Source organism: Streptomyces thermodiastaticus, assembly GCF_014656135.1.
Taxonomy (GTDB): domain Bacteria; phylum Actinomycetota; class Actinomycetes; order Streptomycetales; family Streptomycetaceae; genus Streptomyces; species Streptomyces thermodiastaticus.
This window is the reverse complement of the sequence record NZ_BNBV01000020.1, coordinates 1-16772: the sequence shown is the minus strand read 5'-3', so window position 1 is coordinate 16772 and position 16772 is coordinate 1. Positions and strand designations below refer to the sequence as shown.

At 73.5% G+C, this 16772-nt stretch carries 16 protein-coding genes and 1 pseudogene; 14 read left to right on the top strand and 3 right to left on the bottom strand.

Annotated elements, in window-relative coordinates:
- Positions 1-372: 372 nt before the first annotated feature.
- The 3 genes from IE286_RS18310 to IE286_RS18300 all read right to left on the bottom strand — a co-directional run bounded on the left by IE286_RS18310 (position 373) and on the right by IE286_RS18300 (position 4009).
- Positions 373-1032 (bottom strand): response regulator transcription factor, encoded by a 660-nt coding sequence (locus IE286_RS18310; protein ID WP_308115070.1) that lies wholly within the window; start codon positions 1030-1032, stop codon positions 373-375.
- 228 nt (positions 1033-1260) lie between these two features.
- A complete protein-coding gene (locus IE286_RS18305; RefSeq protein ID WP_189797840.1) occupies positions 1261-2646 on the bottom strand; it encodes a sensor histidine kinase in 1386 nt (461 codons plus the stop codon).
- A 127-nt stretch (positions 2647-2773) separates the two neighbouring features.
- Positions 2774-4009 (bottom strand): sensor histidine kinase, encoded by a 1236-nt coding sequence (locus tag IE286_RS18300; protein WP_189797839.1) that lies wholly within the window; start codon positions 4007-4009, stop codon positions 2774-2776.
- Between the two features lie 321 nt (positions 4010-4330).
- Here IE286_RS18300 and IE286_RS18295 point away from each other — a divergent pair, with 321 nt between their 5' ends.
- The 14 genes and pseudogenes from IE286_RS18295 to IE286_RS27255 form a co-directional block, all read left to right on the top strand.
- On the top strand, positions 4331-4723 hold the full coding sequence (locus IE286_RS18295; RefSeq protein ID WP_189797927.1) for an NADH-quinone oxidoreductase subunit A: 393 nt from the start codon (positions 4331-4333) through the stop codon (positions 4721-4723).
- Positions 4714-5427: an NADH-quinone oxidoreductase subunit B gene (locus tag IE286_RS18290; protein WP_189797838.1), complete on the top strand. Its 714-nt coding sequence runs from the start codon at positions 4714-4716 to the stop codon at positions 5425-5427. Before IE286_RS18295 ends, IE286_RS18290 begins: the two co-directional genes overlap by 10 nt.
- On the top strand, positions 5424-6857 hold the full coding sequence (locus tag IE286_RS18285) for an NADH-quinone oxidoreductase subunit C (protein WP_189797837.1): 1434 nt from the start codon (positions 5424-5426) through the stop codon (positions 6855-6857). Before IE286_RS18290 ends, IE286_RS18285 begins: the two co-directional genes overlap by 4 nt.
- On the top strand, positions 6854-7822 hold the full coding sequence (locus IE286_RS18280) for a complex I subunit 1/NuoH family protein (protein WP_189797836.1): 969 nt from the start codon (positions 6854-6856) through the stop codon (positions 7820-7822). Before IE286_RS18285 ends, IE286_RS18280 begins: the two co-directional genes overlap by 4 nt.
- Positions 7823-7932: 110 nt before the next feature.
- The gene (locus tag IE286_RS18275) at positions 7933-8448 is read left to right on the top strand and encodes a 4Fe-4S binding protein (RefSeq protein WP_189797835.1); all 516 of its coding nucleotides are present in this window, start codon (positions 7933-7935) and stop codon (positions 8446-8448) included.
- Positions 8445-9101: an NADH-quinone oxidoreductase subunit J family protein gene (locus IE286_RS18270; RefSeq protein ID WP_229863091.1), complete on the top strand. Its 657-nt coding sequence runs from the start codon at positions 8445-8447 to the stop codon at positions 9099-9101. Before IE286_RS18275 ends, IE286_RS18270 begins: the two co-directional genes overlap by 4 nt.
- Positions 9101-9496 (top strand): NADH-quinone oxidoreductase subunit NuoK, encoded by a 396-nt coding sequence (gene nuoK, locus IE286_RS18265; protein WP_189797834.1) that lies wholly within the window; start codon positions 9101-9103, stop codon positions 9494-9496. The genes IE286_RS18270 and nuoK overlap by 1 nt, the downstream gene beginning before the upstream one ends.
- Complete coding sequence (locus IE286_RS18260) at positions 9493-11487, top strand: NADH-quinone oxidoreductase subunit 5 family protein (protein ID WP_189797833.1); 1995 nt, start codon at positions 9493-9495, stop codon at positions 11485-11487. Before nuoK ends, IE286_RS18260 begins: the two co-directional genes overlap by 4 nt.
- A gap of 6 nt (positions 11488-11493) precedes the next feature.
- Entirely contained in the window at positions 11494-13068 is a 1575-nt protein-coding gene (locus IE286_RS18255; protein ID WP_189797832.1) for a complex I subunit 4 family protein, read from the top strand.
- Positions 13065-14585 (top strand): NADH-quinone oxidoreductase subunit N, encoded by a 1521-nt coding sequence (locus IE286_RS18250; protein WP_189797831.1) that lies wholly within the window; start codon positions 13065-13067, stop codon positions 14583-14585. The genes IE286_RS18255 and IE286_RS18250 overlap by 4 nt, the downstream gene beginning before the upstream one ends.
- Before the next feature lie 259 nt (positions 14586-14844).
- Positions 14845-15708: a zinc metalloprotease HtpX gene (htpX, locus tag IE286_RS18245; protein WP_189797830.1), complete on the top strand. Its 864-nt coding sequence runs from the start codon at positions 14845-14847 to the stop codon at positions 15706-15708.
- Positions 15705-16097 (top strand): YccF domain-containing protein, encoded by a 393-nt coding sequence (locus tag IE286_RS18240; RefSeq protein ID WP_189797829.1) that lies wholly within the window; start codon positions 15705-15707, stop codon positions 16095-16097. The genes htpX and IE286_RS18240 overlap by 4 nt, the downstream gene beginning before the upstream one ends.
- 126 nt (positions 16098-16223) lie before the next feature.
- On the top strand, positions 16224-16490 hold the full coding sequence (locus IE286_RS18235; RefSeq protein ID WP_189797828.1) for a GlsB/YeaQ/YmgE family stress response membrane protein: 267 nt from the start codon (positions 16224-16226) through the stop codon (positions 16488-16490).
- A 115-nt stretch (positions 16491-16605) separates the two neighbouring features.
- A pseudogene (locus tag IE286_RS27255) lies at positions 16606-16772 on the top strand (transcriptional regulator); the annotation flags it as partial.

Below are 16772 nucleotides of genomic sequence, written 5' to 3'. Positions count from 1 at the left end.
ACTGGACCTCCTTCGAGGCGGCTGTGGGGGAGCGGCCTTCCCCGAAGACCTTTCCCGGCTTCAACCCTACGACCGTCCGGATCGCCATCCGCCTGCCGTTCGCATGGTGGACGCAGTTGTGAGACGGTCCGGTGTCCTTGCTGTCCGTCCCGCTTCCTCCTGCCGTGGCGGGCGTCCCGCCCGCGCCCGGCCCCGCACACCTCCCTCGTGATCCTGAACCTCCCCGTGCCCCTGCGTGCGCCCGGGGCGTGCCCGGTGGCCGGCGCCGCGCCCCGCCCGGTGTCCGGCCCGCCGCACGGCAGCCCGGATGCGCGCACCCGCGGTGCGCCCGTGGCCGGCGCGACGCGCCGTTACTGACACAGTGTCGACGGATCAGGAGTTCAGATAAGTGAGGACGGCCAGAACACGCCGGTGATCCCCGTCACTCGGTGCCAGGCCGAGCTTCATGAAGATGTTGCTGACGTGCTTCTCCACCGCGCCGTCGCTGACCACCAGCTGCCGGGCGATCGCCGAGTTGGTCCGGCCCTCGGCCATCAGGCCCAGCACCTCCCGCTCGCGCGGGGTCAGCGCGGCCAGCACGTCCTGTCTGCGGCTGCGCCCGAGCAGCTGGGCGACCACCTCCGGGTCCAGCGCCGTCCCGCCGCGCGCCACCCGCACCACCGCGTCCGTGAACTCCCGCACGTCGGCCACCCGGTCCTTGAGCAGATAGCCGACTCCGCGGCTGGAGCCCGCCAGCAGCTCCGTGGCGTACCGCTCCTCCACGTACTGCGACAGCACCAGCACACCGAGGTCCGGGTGCACCTTGCGCAGCCGTACCGCCGCCCGCACCCCCTCGTCGGTGTGCGTCGGCGGCATCCGCACGTCCACCACCACGACATCGGGCAGCTTCCCCTCGCGATGCAGCCCGGTGATGGTGGCCACCAGCGCCTCAGCGTCCCCGACGCCCGCCACCACCTCGTGCCCGCGGTCCGTGAGCAGCCGGGTCAGCCCCTCCCTGAGCAGCACCGAGTCCTCGGCGATGACCACCCGCACCCTGTCCTCCACGCTTCTCGGCCCCCATGTGCTCGCTGCTTCGCTCCCACGGCCGCCGGTACGCCGCTCGGGACGGCGGCGGCACCGTCCAGCATCCCAGCATCGTCACGACGGCATGTCGCGCCGGACGAAGCCCGCGGCACCGGAGGCGCCCGTACGTCCGCAGGCCTGCGGGCCGCGGCCGTGACACCGCGGCCCGCAGGCCACCACCGGTCGTTTCGTGCGCCGTCAGCGCCGCCAGGGCAGCTCCGCGGTCACCCGGGTGGGCCCGCCGGGCGGCGAGTCCACCACCAGGACCCCGTCCACCGCGTCCAGCCGCTCGGCCAGCCCGCGCAGACCCGACCCGGCGGACATCTCGGCGCCGCCCACACCGTCGTCCGTGACCTGCAGCATCAGCCGGTCCTCGGACCGCCACACCTCCACCGACGCCGACCGGGCCCGGCTGTGCTTGCTGACGTTCTGCAGCAGCTCCGACACCGTGAAGTAGGCGATCCCCTCGATGGCCGGGGCGGGCCGCTCCGGCAGGTCCACATCCACCCGCACCGGCACCGTGCACCGGGAGGCCACCGACGACAGGGCGGCGTCCAGGCCCCGGTCGGTCAGCACGGCCGGGTGGATGCCGCGGGCCAGGTCCCGCAGCTCCTGCAGCGCGGTCTTCACCTCGCCGTGCGCCTCCTCCACCATGCGCGCCGCCGCCTGCGGATCCTCCGCCAGCTTCTCCTTGGCCAGGCCCAGCCCCATCGCCAGGTTGACCAGGCGGGCCTGCGCCCCGTCGTGCAGATCGCGTTCGATGCGCCGCAGGTCGGCGGCGGCCGTGTCGACAACGACCCCGCGGTCCGACTCCAGCTCCGACACCCGTGCTGACAGCCGCGACGGGCCGAGCAGCCCGTGCACCAGCAGCCGGTCCACCGTCGTCAGCGCCCGCACGACCCACGGGGTGGCCAGCGTGACCAGCAGGCCCACCAGCGCCGTCACGGCGATCTCGAAGGGGCCGTCCAGGTAGAACGCGTGCTGCTCGTCCCCGTAGAGCTGGATGCCGCCCTGCCCGCCCCACACCGGGAAGGCCCAGAACCACAGCGGGTACGTCAGCAGCGACCAGCCGGTCGCCCAGAAGGTCACCGCGACGCAGAACGAGAACACCGCCCACGGGAACTGCGCCAGCGCGTACAGCAGCGCCCGCCAGGAGGCGCCGCTGCGCAGCACCGCCCCCGTCCAGGCCAGCGGGCCGTTGCCGGTGCGCGGCCGCACCGGCTCGGGGTCGGCCACCTCGCAGCCCAGCAGCGCCCGGGCCCGCACCCGCTCCAGCACGCCGAACCCGCGGCAGCCCGCCAGCGCCGCCGCCAGCACCGGGATGCCCAGGAACGTCACCAGCAGGCCGGCCCCCAGCGACACCATCGTCACGGCGTAGGTGAACAGCGTGACGGCGACCGGCAGGCTGAGCAGCACATACGCCAGCTCGCGCCAGTGGCGGCCCTCGACCGGGGCCCGCAGCGCCGCCGGCAGCCGGTGGCGCCGGTCCGGCGCGAAGCCGGGTCCGTGCGCGTGTCCGTGGCCGCGGGCGCCGGTGCCCGGCGCGTGCGGCGCTGCGTGGGGTGATCGGTCGTAGATGGTCATCGGCGTCGTCCCGTTCCCCTCGTCGTGCGCGTACTCCTGCGGTTCCGGCCGTGTCTCCAGGCTCCTCGGGGACGGGCCGCCGGACCATGGAGCGCGTCGGCGTCTCGCACCGGGGGTTTCCCCCACCTCAGCGGCGGCGCGAGCCCCCCGCCCGCCGGGCCGGGGCGCCGCCGCGGTCCCGCCAGGGCAGCTCCGCCGTGACCGTCGTCGGGCCGCCCTCGGGGGAGTCCACGACGAACAGCCCGTCCACGGCGTCCAGCCGCTCCGCCAGCCCGCGCAGACCCGAACCGGCGTCCGGCCGGGCCCCGCCCCGGCCGTCGTCCACGACCTGCAGCATCAGCCGGTCCCCGGACCGCCACACGTCCACCGACGCCTGCGACGCCCCGCTGTGCTTGCTGACGTTCTGCAGCAGCTCGGACACCGTGAAATAGGCGATGCCCTCGACGGCCTCCGCCGGACGCGTGTCCAGGTCGACGGTCACCTTCACCGGCACCGTGCACCGGGAGGCCACCGACGACAGGGCCGCGTCCAGGCCCCGGTCGGTCAGCACGGCCGGATGGATGCCCCGGGCCAGATCCCGCAGCTCCTGCAGGGCCAGCTTCACCTCGCCGTGCGCCTCCTCCACCATCGCGGCGGCGGCGTCGGGATCCTCCAGCAGCTTCTCCTTGGCCAGGCCCAGCCCCATCGCCAGGTTGACCAGGCGGGCCTGCGCCCCGTCGTGCAGATCGCGTTCGATGCGCCGCAGGTCGGCGGCGGCCGCGTCCACCACCACCCCCCGGTCGGACTCCAGTTCGGCGATCCGCCGCTCCAGCTCGTCGGAGGGCGACAGCAGCGCCCGCGCCATCGCCCGGTCCACGTTCGCCATGCCCCGCGCCAGGAACGGCAGCACCGGCCACAGCACGAACAGCGAGGTGACAACGACCGAGAAGGTGACGACGCCCCACGGGAACCGGATGACGTCGTACAGCGCGCCGCGCCAGGCCACCGGGTCCTTCAGCGCCATCCACATCCCGCTCAGCCCGCCCCCGCCGCGCAGCAGCGGCAGCGGGCTCGGCTCGTCGATCCGCACCCCGAGCAGCGCCCGGACCCGCAGCCGCTCCAGCCTGCCCAGCTGCCGCTGGCCCAGCAGTCCGGCCGCGAGCAGCGGCAGCCCGACCACCGTGACGGCCATGCCGGCGCCGACGCTCAGCATGGTCAGCACATAGACGAACCCGACCGCCGACACCGGCAGGTTCGTCAGCAGATGGGCGATCTCCTTCCAGGTGGCCGCCGGGAAGGCGAAACCGGGCGGTGGCAGCCGGTCGCGGTCGGTGTCCTCGGTGCCGGCGGCGGAACGGCCGGCCACAGGGGTGCGTGCGGTCATAGGGCTCAGCGTGCCGCGCGGCGGGCCGGGGCGCCATGAGGCCGACCGCCCCGGCAAGCGGGGGAAAACCCCACCTCGCCGCCCATGCGTGGAGCCTCTGGCCGCCCGTGCGTGGACCCTCTGGTCGCACATGCGTGGACCCGTTGGTCTCACCTGCGCGGCCGCCTCGTCCCCGGGTGACGGGGCCGCTTACCCTCTCTTTATCAGGGCCTAGACTCCCGTGCGTACACACGGTGCGCATCCGTCCGTACATCCGTACGGAACACGCGACAGCACGAGACCAGGGAGCGAGGGACGGTGCCTGAGACGTTGCCGGACACGGTGCGGGAGTCGACCGTCGTCGCGGCCGACTACTTCCACGCCTACTCGGTCGTCGGGCTGCTCGCGGTCGTGGGCGTGCTGTTCGTCGCGGTCGCCTTCGGCGCGGGCCGGCTGCTGCGCCCGGTGGTGCCCACCCCCGAGAAACTGCTGACCTACGAGTGCGGCGTCGACCCCGTCGGCGAGGGCTGGGCCCACACCCAGGTCCGCTACTACGTGTACGCCTTCCTCTACGTGATCTTCGCGGTGGACTCGGTCTTCCTGTTTCCCTGGGCGACCGTCTTCGCCGCCCCCGGCTACGGTGCGGCGACGCTGGTGGAGATGTTCCTCTTCCTCGGCTTCCTCGCCGTGGGCCTGCTCTACGCCTACAAGAAGGGAGTCCTGGCATGGACGTGAACGCCTCGACTCCGCCGGCCGCCGGCCCCGTACCGCTCCCCGGGCCCAAGCGCCTGGGCGCCCTGTCCCGGCTCGCCCCCGAACCGATGAAGGTCGTCCTGAACTGGGGCCGCCGCTACTCGCTGTGGGTGTTCAACTTCGGTCTCGCCTGCTGCGCGATCGAGTTCATCGCCGCGTCGATGTCCCGGCACGACTTCATCCGCCTCGGCGTCATCCCGTTCGCGCCCGGACCGCGCCAGGCCGACCTGATGGTGGTGTCCGGCACCGTCACCGACAAGATGGCCCCGGCGGTCAAGCGCCTGTACGAGCAGATGCCCGAGCCGAAGTACGTCATCTCCTTCGGCGCCTGCTCCAACTGCGGCGGCCCGTACTGGGACTCGTACTCCGTGACCAAGGGCGTCGACCAGATCATCCCGGTCGACGTCTACGTCCCCGGCTGCCCGCCGCGCCCCGAGGCGCTGCTCCAGGGCATCCTCAAGCTCCAGGAGAAGATCGCCCGCGAGTCGCTGGGCGAGCGCTACGCCGCACCCGCCCGCGCCTCGGTGGCGGCGCTGCAGAGCGACCTGGTGAAGCCTCCGGCGCCCCAGGCCGCGCGCGAGCGACGGGCCGCGGACGACGACCGGGCCGCGGAGGGCGACCGGGCCGCGGACGGCTCCGGCCGGCCGGGCGGCACCGGCCCCTCGGGCGAGGGGAGCGCGCGATGAGCGGGGCCGGCTGGCTGCCCGCGCCCGCCGAGAACCTGTTCGGACCCGAGGCCACGGCCGAGGAGTCCTACGAGGTCCTCACGGTGGACGTGCCCTCGACCGCGTGGCTCACCGCCCTGCGCACCGCCCGCGACGAGCTGGGCTGCACCTACTTCGACTGGCTCAGCGCGGTCGACGAACCGGGCCTGGGCCTGCGCGTCTGTGCCCATGTCGCCGCCCTGGCCCCGGTGCGTCGGCTGCTGCTGCGCACCACGGTCCCGCACGAGGAGCCCGTCCTGCCCAGCGCGGTCGGTGTCTACCCGGGTGCCGCCTGGCACGAGCGGGAGACCCACGAGATGTTCGGGGTCGGCTTCACCGGCCACCCCAACCTGGAGCATCTGCTGCTGCCGGAGAACTTCGAAGGCCACCCGCTGCGCAAGGACTTCGTGCTGGCCGCGCGGGTCGCCAAGACCTGGCCCGGCGCCAAGGAACCGGGCGAGTCGGACCACGGCGGACCCCGGCGCCGCCAGATGCTGCCCCCCGGCGTCCCCGACCCCAGCGAGTGGGGACCCCTCAAGGGACAGCTCCCGGCCGCCCCGGTCCGCGGCGCGCGGGCCGCGGGGCGCGCGGGCGGCCCGGTGCGCCGCCGCACGGCGGCCGGGACCGAGGCCGCCGGGGCGGCGGAGACCACGGCGGGGGAGCCGCAGGACACCACCGGCGCCACCCGGCCGCGCCGGATGCGGAAGGCCTCCGAGGGATCGGCGAGCCAGACCGCGCCGGGCGCACCGGCGGGGGAGGGCCCGGCCGGCGGGGCATCCGTGGCCCACGAACCGGGCGCACAGCCGCCCGCCGCGCCCACGGCACGCCTGCGCCGGATGCGCAGTGCGTCGGAGGGGTCGGCGTCACAGCGGGCCGGCGGTGCCTCCGGTACGGCGGGGCCGCGCCGGATGCGCAGCGCGTCGGAGGGGTCGGCATCCCAGCGGGCCGGCGGTGCCTCCGGTACGGCGGGGCCGCGCCGGATGCGCAGTGCCTCCGAGGGGTCGGCGTCCCAGCGGGCGGCGGCCGCCCAGCCGCCGGCGAGCCGTGCGCCCCGCAGCCCGGACGCCCCCTGGCACCACGCCCGCCCCGCCTTCGACGAACCGGAGCCGCAGCGGCGTCCGGAGCCCGGGGAACGCCCGCGGCCGCAGCCCGAGGGCCACCCGCAGCCGCAGCCCGAGAAGCGGACGCAGCCGCAGCCCGAGGAGCGGCAGCAGCCGCAGCCCGAGGAGCGACCGCAGCCCGACGCCTCTCAGGGATCCCCGGCCCCCGAGACCTCTGGCGCCTCCCCGGCCCCCGAGACCTCTGGCGCCTCCCCGGCCCCCGAGGCCGCCGAGGCCCAAAGGACTCCCGAATCCCCCGCCGCCCCTGAGGCACCCGAAGCACCCGAAGCACCGGAAGGAGACACGCAGTGAACGGCGTGGCCGACGTCGCCCTGCGACTCCTGGCCGTCTTCGTGGCCTTCCTCGTCCTCCCGCTGCTCGTCGGCCAGACCGAGCACAAGGTGATGGCCCATATGCAGGGCCGCCTGGGCCCCATGTACGCCGGCGGCTTCCACGGCTGGGCCCAGCTCGTCGCGGACGGCGTGAAGTTCGCGCAGAAGGAGGACGTGGTGCCCGCGGGCGCGGACCGCCGTGTCTTCCAGCTCGCCCCGGCCGTGGCCCTGCTGCCGTACCTGCTGGTGCTGCTCGCCGTCCCCATCGGCCCGGGCTCGGGCCTGGTCGGGCAGGTCCTGGACGCGGGCATCTTCTTCGTGCTCGCGGTGATGGGCGTCGGCGTCCTCGGCTCCCTCATGGCCGGCTGGGCCTCTGCCAACAAGTTTTCTCTGCTCGGCGGTCTGCGCACCGCCGCCCAGCTGCTCGCCTACGAGCTGCCGATGCTGCTCGCCGCCGCCTCCGTGGCCATGGCGGCCGGCACGGTGTCGCTGGTGGGCATCCTGGACGCCTTCCACTGGTGGTGGGTGCCCTGGCAGATCGTCGGCGCGTTCGTCTTCTTCGTGGCCGGCCTCGCCGAACTGCAACGCCCGCCGTTCGACATGCCCGTGGCCGACTCGGAGATCATCTTCGGCGCGTACACCGAGTACACCGGCCTGCGCTTCGCCCTGTTCCTGCTCGCCGAGTACGCCGGCATCGTCGTCCTGAGCGGTCTGACCACCGTCCTGTTCCTGGGCGGCTGGCACGGGCCGTGGGGCGCCGACGGCCTCGGCTGGCTGTGGACCCTGCTGAAGACGGCCGTGCTCGCCTTCGTCGTCATCTGGCTGCGCGTCAGCTACCCGCGGCTGCGCGAGGACCAGCTGCAGAAGCTGTCCTGGACCCTCCTCGTGCCGCTCTCCCTCGCCCAGATCGCCCTCACCGGCATCGTCAAGGTGGTGATCTCCTAGTGTCCCGCCCCTCGCCGGGCCACCGCCCCGCAACGACGCCCTCCGGGCGGCCCCGCGCTTCCTTCCCCGGCTCCGGCCTCGCCAAGGGGCTGGCCGTCACCCTGCGCACGATGACGAAGAAGACCGTCACCGAGCAGTACCCGGACGTCCAGCCCGAGCTGCCGCCCCGCACCCGCGGGGTCATCGGCCTGTTCGAGGAGAACTGCACGGTCTGCATGCTGTGCGCCCGTGAGTGCCCGGACTGGTGCATCTACATCGACTCGCACAAGGAGACGGTCCCGGCGGCGACCCCCGGCGGCCGCGAGCGCAGCCGCAACGTCCTCGACCGCTTCGCCATCGACTTCTCGCTGTGCATGTACTGCGGCATCTGCGTCGAGGTCTGCCCCTTCGACGCGCTGTTCTGGTCGCCGGAGTTCGAGTACGCCGAGACCGACATCCGTGACCTCACCCACGAGCGCGACAAGCTGCGCGAGTGGATGTGGACCGTGCCGGCCCCGCCCGCCCTGGACGAGGGCGCGGAGGAGCCGAAGGAGCTGACCGCCGCCCGCAGGAGTGCCGAAAAGCTCGCCGACCGGCAGGCGGCCGCGCCGGACGGGCCGGCGGCACCGCGGGAGGGCGACGCGTGACCCCCTCCCACGCCGCCGTGTCCGCCGCGGCCGCCGCCGAGCACGGCTTCCTGTCGCCGACGGGCGTCGAGATCACCTTCCTCCTGATCGGCCTGGTCACCTTCGGCGCCGCCCTCGTCTCCGTCACCACCCGCCAGTTGGTGCACGCGGCGCTGTGGCTGGTGGTCGCCCTCGGCGGCCTCGCCGTCGAGTACCTGCTGCTGACCGCCGAGTTCATCGCCTGGATGCAGGTGCTGATCTACGTCGGTTCCGTCGTCGTGCTGCTGCTGTTCGGCCTGATGCTCACCAAGGCCCCCATCGGCCGCTCCCCGGACGCCGACTCCGGCAACCGCTGGGCCGCCCTGCTGGTGGCCGTCGCCGCGGCCGCCGCCCTGGTCTGGGTGGTCGTCGACGCGTTCCGCACCACCTGGATCGACCTCGACGGCCCGGCCGCCGGCTCCACCAGGGTCACCGGGGCCGGCCTGTTCCAGAACTGGGTGCTGCCCTTCGAGGCCCTGTCCGTCCTGCTGCTCGCCGCCCTGGTCGGCGCGATCGTGCTGTCCCGCAGGGCGAAGGCGGCCGACGCCGCACAGCAGGCCCGGGCGGGCGGCGCCGCACAGCAGGCCCGGGCGGCCCGCGACGGGCAGCGGCCCGCCGAGGAGGGAAAGCACTGATGCACCTGGCCTACCCCGCCGTGCTGTCCGCGCTGCTGTTCTGCACCGGCCTGTACGGCGTCCTCGCCCGTCGCAACGCGATCCTGGTCCTGATGTCGGTCGAGCTGATGCTCAACGCGGTCAATCTCAACCTGGTCGCCTTCGACGTGTATCTCAGCAAGGCCGCCCGCGACACCCTGCACTCCGGGCAGGCCCTGACCCTGTTCACCATCGCCATCGCCGCCGCCGAGATCGGCATCGGCCTGGCGATCGTCCTCGCCGTCTACCGCAACCGCGGCACCTCGGCCATCGACCGGCTCCGCGACGCCGCCGAGGGCCACGGTGACGACTCCGACGACTCCGCCGGCTCCGACAGCACCGTGCCCGGTGCCGAGAAGGCTGAGGCCACCGCGTGACCACGACCACCAACGCCGTCCTCGTCCCCCTCCTGCCGTTCCTCGGCGCCGTCGCCGGGCTGCTGCTGGGCCGCACCGCCCCCGGGTTCGTGCGCCCGCTGGCCGTCCTGCCGACGCTCGCCTCCCTCGTCCTCGCGGTGCTCGTCGCCGCCGGGCAGGGCGGCGGCCCCGCCCTCGACGCGGCCACCCAGCTGACCCCCACCGGCTCGGTCCCCGTCGACCTGGCCCTGCACATCGACGGCACCGCCGCACTCGTCGCCGTCCTCGTCGGCGTCGTCGCGACCTGCGTGCAGATCTACTCCACGGGCTACCTGCGCGACGACCCGCGCTACCCCTCCTATGCCGCCCTGGTCTCCCTGTTCACCTCCGCGATGCTGCTCGTCGTCTACACCGGCGACCTGATCGTGCTGCTGGTCGGCTGGGAGGTCATGGGCATCTGCTCCTACTTCCTGGTCGGCCACTACTGGGAGACCCCCCAGGCCCGCGCCGCCTCCCTGAAGGCGTTCCTGGTCACGAAGCTCGGCGACGTCCCCTTCCTCATCGGCCTGTTCGTGCTGGCCGGCGACGCGGGCTCGTTCCGCATCACCACCGTCCTCGGCACCGTGGCCGGCGGCGGACTGCACCATCCGACCCTCGCCGCCCTGCTGCTCCTCGCGGGCGTGGCGGGCAAGTCGGCGCAGTTCCCCCTGCACAGCTGGCTGCCCGACGCGATGGCCGGCCCCACGCCCGTCTCCGCGCTGATCCACGCCGCGACGATGGTCGCCGCCGGCGTCTACGTCGTCGCCCGGCTGCTGCCCGTCTACCAGGCCTCGGCGGCCGCGATGACGGTCCTCGCCGTCATGGCCGCCGTCACCATGGCCTCAGCGGCGCTCGCCGCCCTCGCCCAGGACGACATCAAACGCGTCCTCGCCTACTCGACGATCAGCCAGCTCGGCTATATGACCGGTGCCCTCGCCGCCGGCGACCGCGGTGCCGCCGTCTTCCACCTCCTGTCCCACGGCGCCTTCAAGGCGCTGCTCTTCCTCGCCGCCGGCGTGGTCATCCACGCCGCCGGCACCAACTCGCTGGCCGCGATGTCCCGCACGGGCAACCTGCGCGACCGCGTCCCCGACGCCTACTGGACGATGACCGTCGCGCTCCTCGCGCTCGCCGCGATCCCTCCCTTCAGCGGCTTCTTCTCCAAGGAGACCGTCCTGGCCGCCGCCGAGCACGCCGCGATGGGCCACACCGTCCACGTCCCCGCCGCGGCCGGCTGGACCGTGCTCGTCGCCGGCCTGGTCACCGCGCTGCTCACCGGCGCCTACGCACTGCGCCTGTGGCTGCTCGCCTTCCACGGCCGCGGCGCCGACGCCCCCGGCCACGGCCGGCAGCCGGTGGCCATGAACGCCGTGCTGTGGGTGCTCGCCGTGCCCTCCCTCGCCTTCGGCGGACTGACCTACCGCCTCCTGCCCGACTGGCTGGGCGGCGACAGCCTCGCCCCCGCCCTGACCACCTCCGTGCTCGGCACCGGCCTGGCCCTGGCCGGCGGCGTCCTCACCTACGGCGCCTGGCGGCACACCACCGCACGCGCCGCGCGCACCCCCCTGGGCGCGGTCGCCGCGCACCCGCAGGCCGACGCCGGCCTCGTCGAGGCGGAGGCCGTCGCCGGTCACGAACCCGCCTACGGCGACATCGCCTCCGCACCCGACCCCGCCGACCCCGGACGGCTGCTGCTCGGCCCGCTGCACCGCCACGCCGCCGCCGGCTTCCACCTCGACGCCCTCTACCGGGCCGCGTTCGTCCGCCCGGTGACGGCCGGCGCGAGCCTTGTACGGTTCCTCGACCGCGAGGTGGTGGAGACCTACGTGCGCGGCGCGGGAGCCCTGCCCCGGCTGCTGGGGGCCGCCGTCCGGCGCGCCCAGACCGGCAATGTGCAGACCTATGTGAGTGCGCTGCTCGCCGGCACCGTCGTCCTGGCGGTCGCCGCCGTCCTCGTCGCCACGGGAGCGTGAGCAGGCGTGATCGATATCAGCGAGTCCGTGATGCAGTTCCTTCTGGCATTCGTCGTCGCCGCCCCGCTCCTGGGCGCGCTGGCCGCCCTGCTGCCCGCGCCGCCCGGACTGAAGGGAACCTCCCCCGAGCAGGCCGTGCTCCGGCACGGCGTGACCGTGACCGGCGTCGTGCTCCTCGCCGCGATCGCCCTCGCGGCGGGCTTCGACCACGACCACCCGTCAAGGATGCAGGCCACGACCGACATCAGCTGGATCCCCGCACTCCATGTGCGGATCCATCTCGGCATCGACGGCATCTCGCTCCCCCTCGTCGTGCTGACCGCGCTGCTGACCTTCCTCTGCGCGCTGTACTCCTACGTCAAGCCCCCTGCGGGCCCCGCCCCGAAGGCCTACGTCGCCCTGCTGCTCCTGCTCGAGACCGGCACCCTCGCGACCTTCGCCGTCCTCGACCTCGTGCTGTTCTTCCTCGCCTTCGAGACGGTGCTCGTCCCGATGTACTTCCTCATCGCCCGCTGGGGCGGCGAGGGACGCCGGGCCGCCGCCTGGCGGTTCGTCCTCTACACCCTGCTCGGCTCGGTCGTCATGCTGCTCGGCCTCCTTCTCGTCGGCATCAAGGCGGGCACGTTCGACATGGTGGCACTCGCCACTGACAACGGCCGGTCACTGACCACATCCGTGCAGGTCGTCGCCGTTCTGGCGATCGGGATCGGCCTCGCGGTCAAGTCCCCGATGTGGCCGCTGCACAGCTGGCTGCCCGACGCCCACACCGCCGCCCCGACCACCGGCTCCGTCCTGCTCGCCGGGGTCCTGCTGAAGATGGGAACCTACGGCTTCGTCCGCATCCTCCTGCCGGTCGCCCCGGACGGCTTCCGCACCTTCGCGCCCGCCCTCGCCGCGTTCGCCGTCGTCGGCATCGTCTGGGGATCCCTCGCCTGCCTCGCCCTCGCCCGGCGCGGCGCCCGAGGGGACCTGAAACGGCTCATCGCCTACTCCTCCGTCGGCCACATGGGCTTCGTCCTGCTCGGCATCGCCACCATGACCCCGACCGGCGTCAACGGCGCCCTGTTCGCCAACATCGCCCACGGCCTGATCACCGGCCTGCTGTTCTTCCTGGTCGGCGGCCTGAAGGAGCGCACCGGCACCACCGACCTCGACACCCTCGCGAAGGACACCGGCGCCGCGCTGTACGGCACCGCCCCGCGCCTGGGAGGCCTGCTCGCCTTCGGCGCCGTCGCCTCCCTCGGGCTGCCCGGCCTGGCCGGATTCTGGGGCGAGATGCTCGCCCTGTTCGGCGCGTTCCGGCCGGCCGCCGGCCTGAGCCGGCCCGCCTTCGTCACCTTCATGGCCATCGGCGCCCTCGGCACCCTGCTGACCGCCGCGTACCTGCTCGTCGTGGTCCGCCGCGTCTGCATGGGCGCCGCACCCGAGCAGACCCCCCGGCTGCCCGACGTCCGCGGCTTCGAGTTCGCGGCCTGGACGCCGCTCGTCGTCCTCACCGTCCTCGCCGGGCTGTGGCCCAAGGCCCTGCTGGGACTGACCGACCCGGCCGTGCAGCAGTTCCTCGCAGGAGGCACCCGATGAGCACCCTGGCCCAGCCGGCCGCGTCACTGGTCCAGTCCGTCGACTGGCTCGCCGTCGCGCCGCCCGCCCTCACCGCGCTCGCCGCCCTGGCCGTCCTCGTCGCCGATCTGTTCCTGCCCCGGGCACGCAAGCCCCTCCTCGGCTGGGTGGCCGTCGCCGCCCTGGCCGCCTCCGCCCTGTTGCTGCTGCCCCTGCGCCACGGCGACCGCGGCACCTTCTGCGTGCCCGGCCACCCCCACGTCTGCAGCTACACCGCCGACCACTTCGCCCTCGTCATCCAGTTCCTGGTGCTCGGCGGCGCGCTGCTGACGGCCCTGCTGTCGGTCACCGCCCTCACCGACGCCCGCGGCCGGCTGCCCGAGGGCGAGTACTGGTTCCTGCTGCTGTCCTCGGCTGCCGGAGCCGCCCTGCTGCCCGCCGCCCGCGACCTGGCCACCCTGATCGTCGCCCTGGAGGTCGCCTCCCTGCCCGCGTTCGCCCTGGTCGGCCTGCGGCACGGCGATGCCAGGTCCACCGACGCCGCCCTGAAGTTCTTCCTGTCCTCGGTCACCGCCACCGCCGTCAGCCTGATGGGCGTCAGCTTCGTCTACGCCACCACCGGCACCCTCCACCTCACCGAGATCGCCGCCCGCATCCAGCACGTCGACGGCAGCCTGCAGACTCTCACCCAGACCGGCGTCGTCCTCACCCTTGTCGGCTTCGCCTTCAAGACCGCCGCCGCCCCCTTCCACTTCTGGGTGCCCGACACCTACGCCGGCGCCCCCCTGCCGATCGCCGCCTACCTGTCGGTCATCGGCAAGGCGGTCGGCTTCACCGGCCTGATCCTGGTCACCGTCGTCGCGTTCCCCGGCTACTCCGCCGCCTGGGGCCCCGCGCTCGCCGTGCTCGCCGCGCTGACCATGACCGTCGGCAACGTCGGCGCACTGCACCAGCAGCCCACCCGCACCCACAGCGCGATCCGTCTGCTGGCCTGGTCCTCCGTCGGCCAGGCCGGCTATCTGCTGGTGCCGATCGCCGCCGCGGGCCACGCCAGGGACCCGCAGACCTCCATCGGCTCCACGGTCGCCTACGCCCTGATGTACGCGGCGGTCAACCTCGGCGCCTTCGCCGTCGCCGCCCTCGTCGGCCGCGGCCGCACGCGCAACCGCGTCGCCGACTACCGCGGCCTGTACACCTCCCGCCCCCTCACCGCGCTGGTCCTGGCGTTCTTCCTGCTGTGCCTGGCCGGGCTCCCACCGGGCGTGATCGGACTGTTCGCCAAGGTCGTCGTGTTCTCCGCCGCCGTCGACGCGGGCCTCGGCTGGCTCGCCGTCGTCATGGCCGTCAACGTCGTCGTCGCCCTGTACTACTACCTGCAGTGGACGGCCCTGCTGTTCCGCGCCCCCGAGGGCGAACCCGTACGGCTGCGCGTCCCCGCACCCCTCACCGCCGCGATCGCCCTGACCGCGGTCCTGGCCGTCGCCCTGTCCGGCGCCCCCCAGCTGGTCCTCCGCTTCGCCGGCGGCAGCCTCTTCTAGAGACCGGCGCGCCGGCGGCGCGAGCACCCGGGCGACGGCCCGCACGGCCCCGCCCGCACACCCGCACGGGCCGTCCGCCCGGCACGCTCACCCGGACGGCCCGCGCCCCGCCCCCTGTCTCAGGGAACCCGCGGCGACCGCCTGGCGTTGACCAGTAACGAAAGGGTCCACTGGACGTGACAGCGCGAGGACGTCACGGCACCAGAGGTGTCCCGCACAAGCGAAGGGTTCCCCTGCCGCACCACTTGGAGGGCGTACCGTGCACCGCCGGCACAACGGACTCAGGACCGCAGTACTCCTCGGGGTACTGTCCGCCCTCATCATCGTCATCGGCGGCTTCTTCGGCCGCACCGGGCTGATCGTCGCCGTCCTGGTCGCCCTGGCCACCAACGCGTACGCGTACTGGAACAGCGACAAGCTCGCCCTGCGCGCCATGCGGGCCCGCCCGGTCAGCGAGTTCGAGGCCCCGGGCCTGTACCGGATGGTCCGCGACCTGTCCACGCAGGCCCGCCAGCCGATGCCCCGCCTGTACATCTCCCCGACCGAGGCACCCAACGCCTTCGCCACCGGCCGCAACCCGCGCAACGCCGCCGTGTGCTGCACCGAGGGCATCCTGCGCATCCTCGACGAACGCGAGCTGCGCGGCGTCATCGGCCATGAGCTCAGCCACGTCTACAACCGCGACATCCTGATCTCCTCCGTCGCCGGCGCCCTGGCCTCCGTGATCATGTTCCTGGTCAACTTCGCCTGGCTGATCCCCATCGGCCGGTCCGACGACGACGAGGGACCCGGCCTGTTCGGCATACTGCTGATCATGCTTCTGGGCCCGCTGGCGGCCTCCGTCGTCCAGCTGGCCATCAGCCGTTCCCGGGAGTACGAGGCCGACGCGTCCGGCGCCCGCCTCACCGGCGACCCGCTGGCCCTGGCCAACGCCCTGCGCAAGCTGGAGATCGGCACCCGGCAGCTCCCGCTGCCGCCCGAGCCCCGGATCGAGACCGCCAGTCATATGATGATCGCCAACCCGTTCCGCCCGGGCCAGGGGCTGTCGAAGCTGTTCTCCACGCACCCGCCGATGGCGGAGCGCATCGCCCGGCTCGAGCAGATGGCAGGTCGCACCCGGTGAAGACGATCCTGAACATCATCTGGCTGCTGCTCAGCGGTCTCTGGCTGTTCCTGGGCTACCTTCTCGCGGGCGTGCTGCTGTGCATCACCGTGATCGGCATCCCCTTCGGCATAGCGGCCTTCCGCATCGGCCGCTTCGCCCTGTGGCCCTTCGGATACACCACGGTCGAGCGCCGCGACGCCGGCGCCCCCTCCTGCGTCGGCAACGTCCTCTGGCTGGTCCTGGCCGGCTGGTGGCTGGCCCTCGGCCACATCGTCACCGGCGCCATGCTCTGCGTGACCATCATCGGCATCCCGTTCGGCATCGCGAACTTCAAGCTGATCCCGGTCTCGCTGTTCCCGCTGGGCCGCGAGATCGTGCCCACCGACCGGCCCTTCGCGACCCGCTGACCAGCCCGCTCCCGCCCGGCAGGCAACCGTGGGACGCCGTCGTGGCGTCCTTCGCAGCAGCACGGCCCGAGCGCGCGGAGCACCCGCGACCGCGCAGACCGTCGGCCGGGAAGGGCAGGTCGGGCAATGAGCGTCATCGCATGGATCGTTCTGGGGCTGCTGGCGGGAGCCATCGCGAAATTCCTGCTGCCGGGCCGTGACCCGGGCGGCTTCATCGGCACCACGCTCATCGGCATCGCGGGGGCGTTCATCGGCGGCTGGATCTCGGCCCGCTGGCTGGACCACCCCATCTCCCGCGACTTCTACGACGGCGCCACCTGGGCCGCCGCGATCGGCGGCTCCCTGGTGCTGCTGATCGTCTACCGGATCCTGTTCGGCAACTCCCGCGACTGACCGGGGGGATGGCGGGCCTGCGCCGCGCGAGCGGCCACCACTGTGAGCCGGGACATGCGCGAGTGAGGGCATCTCGACGGCTGCCGGTCGTCCGAGCCGGCACCGCCCGTCGCGCGAGGCTGACTACATCTCACAGGCGCACGCCGCAGCGGCGAGGCTCGGACGAGACGAGAAGGTGTACGGGACCAGCTTCGGCGCAACGGCGGCGAAGACCGAGGCGGTTGGAATCCACGTCGCCCTGAAGAACTACGGGCGCGCGCTGAAGCTCGCCAGTCACCCCGA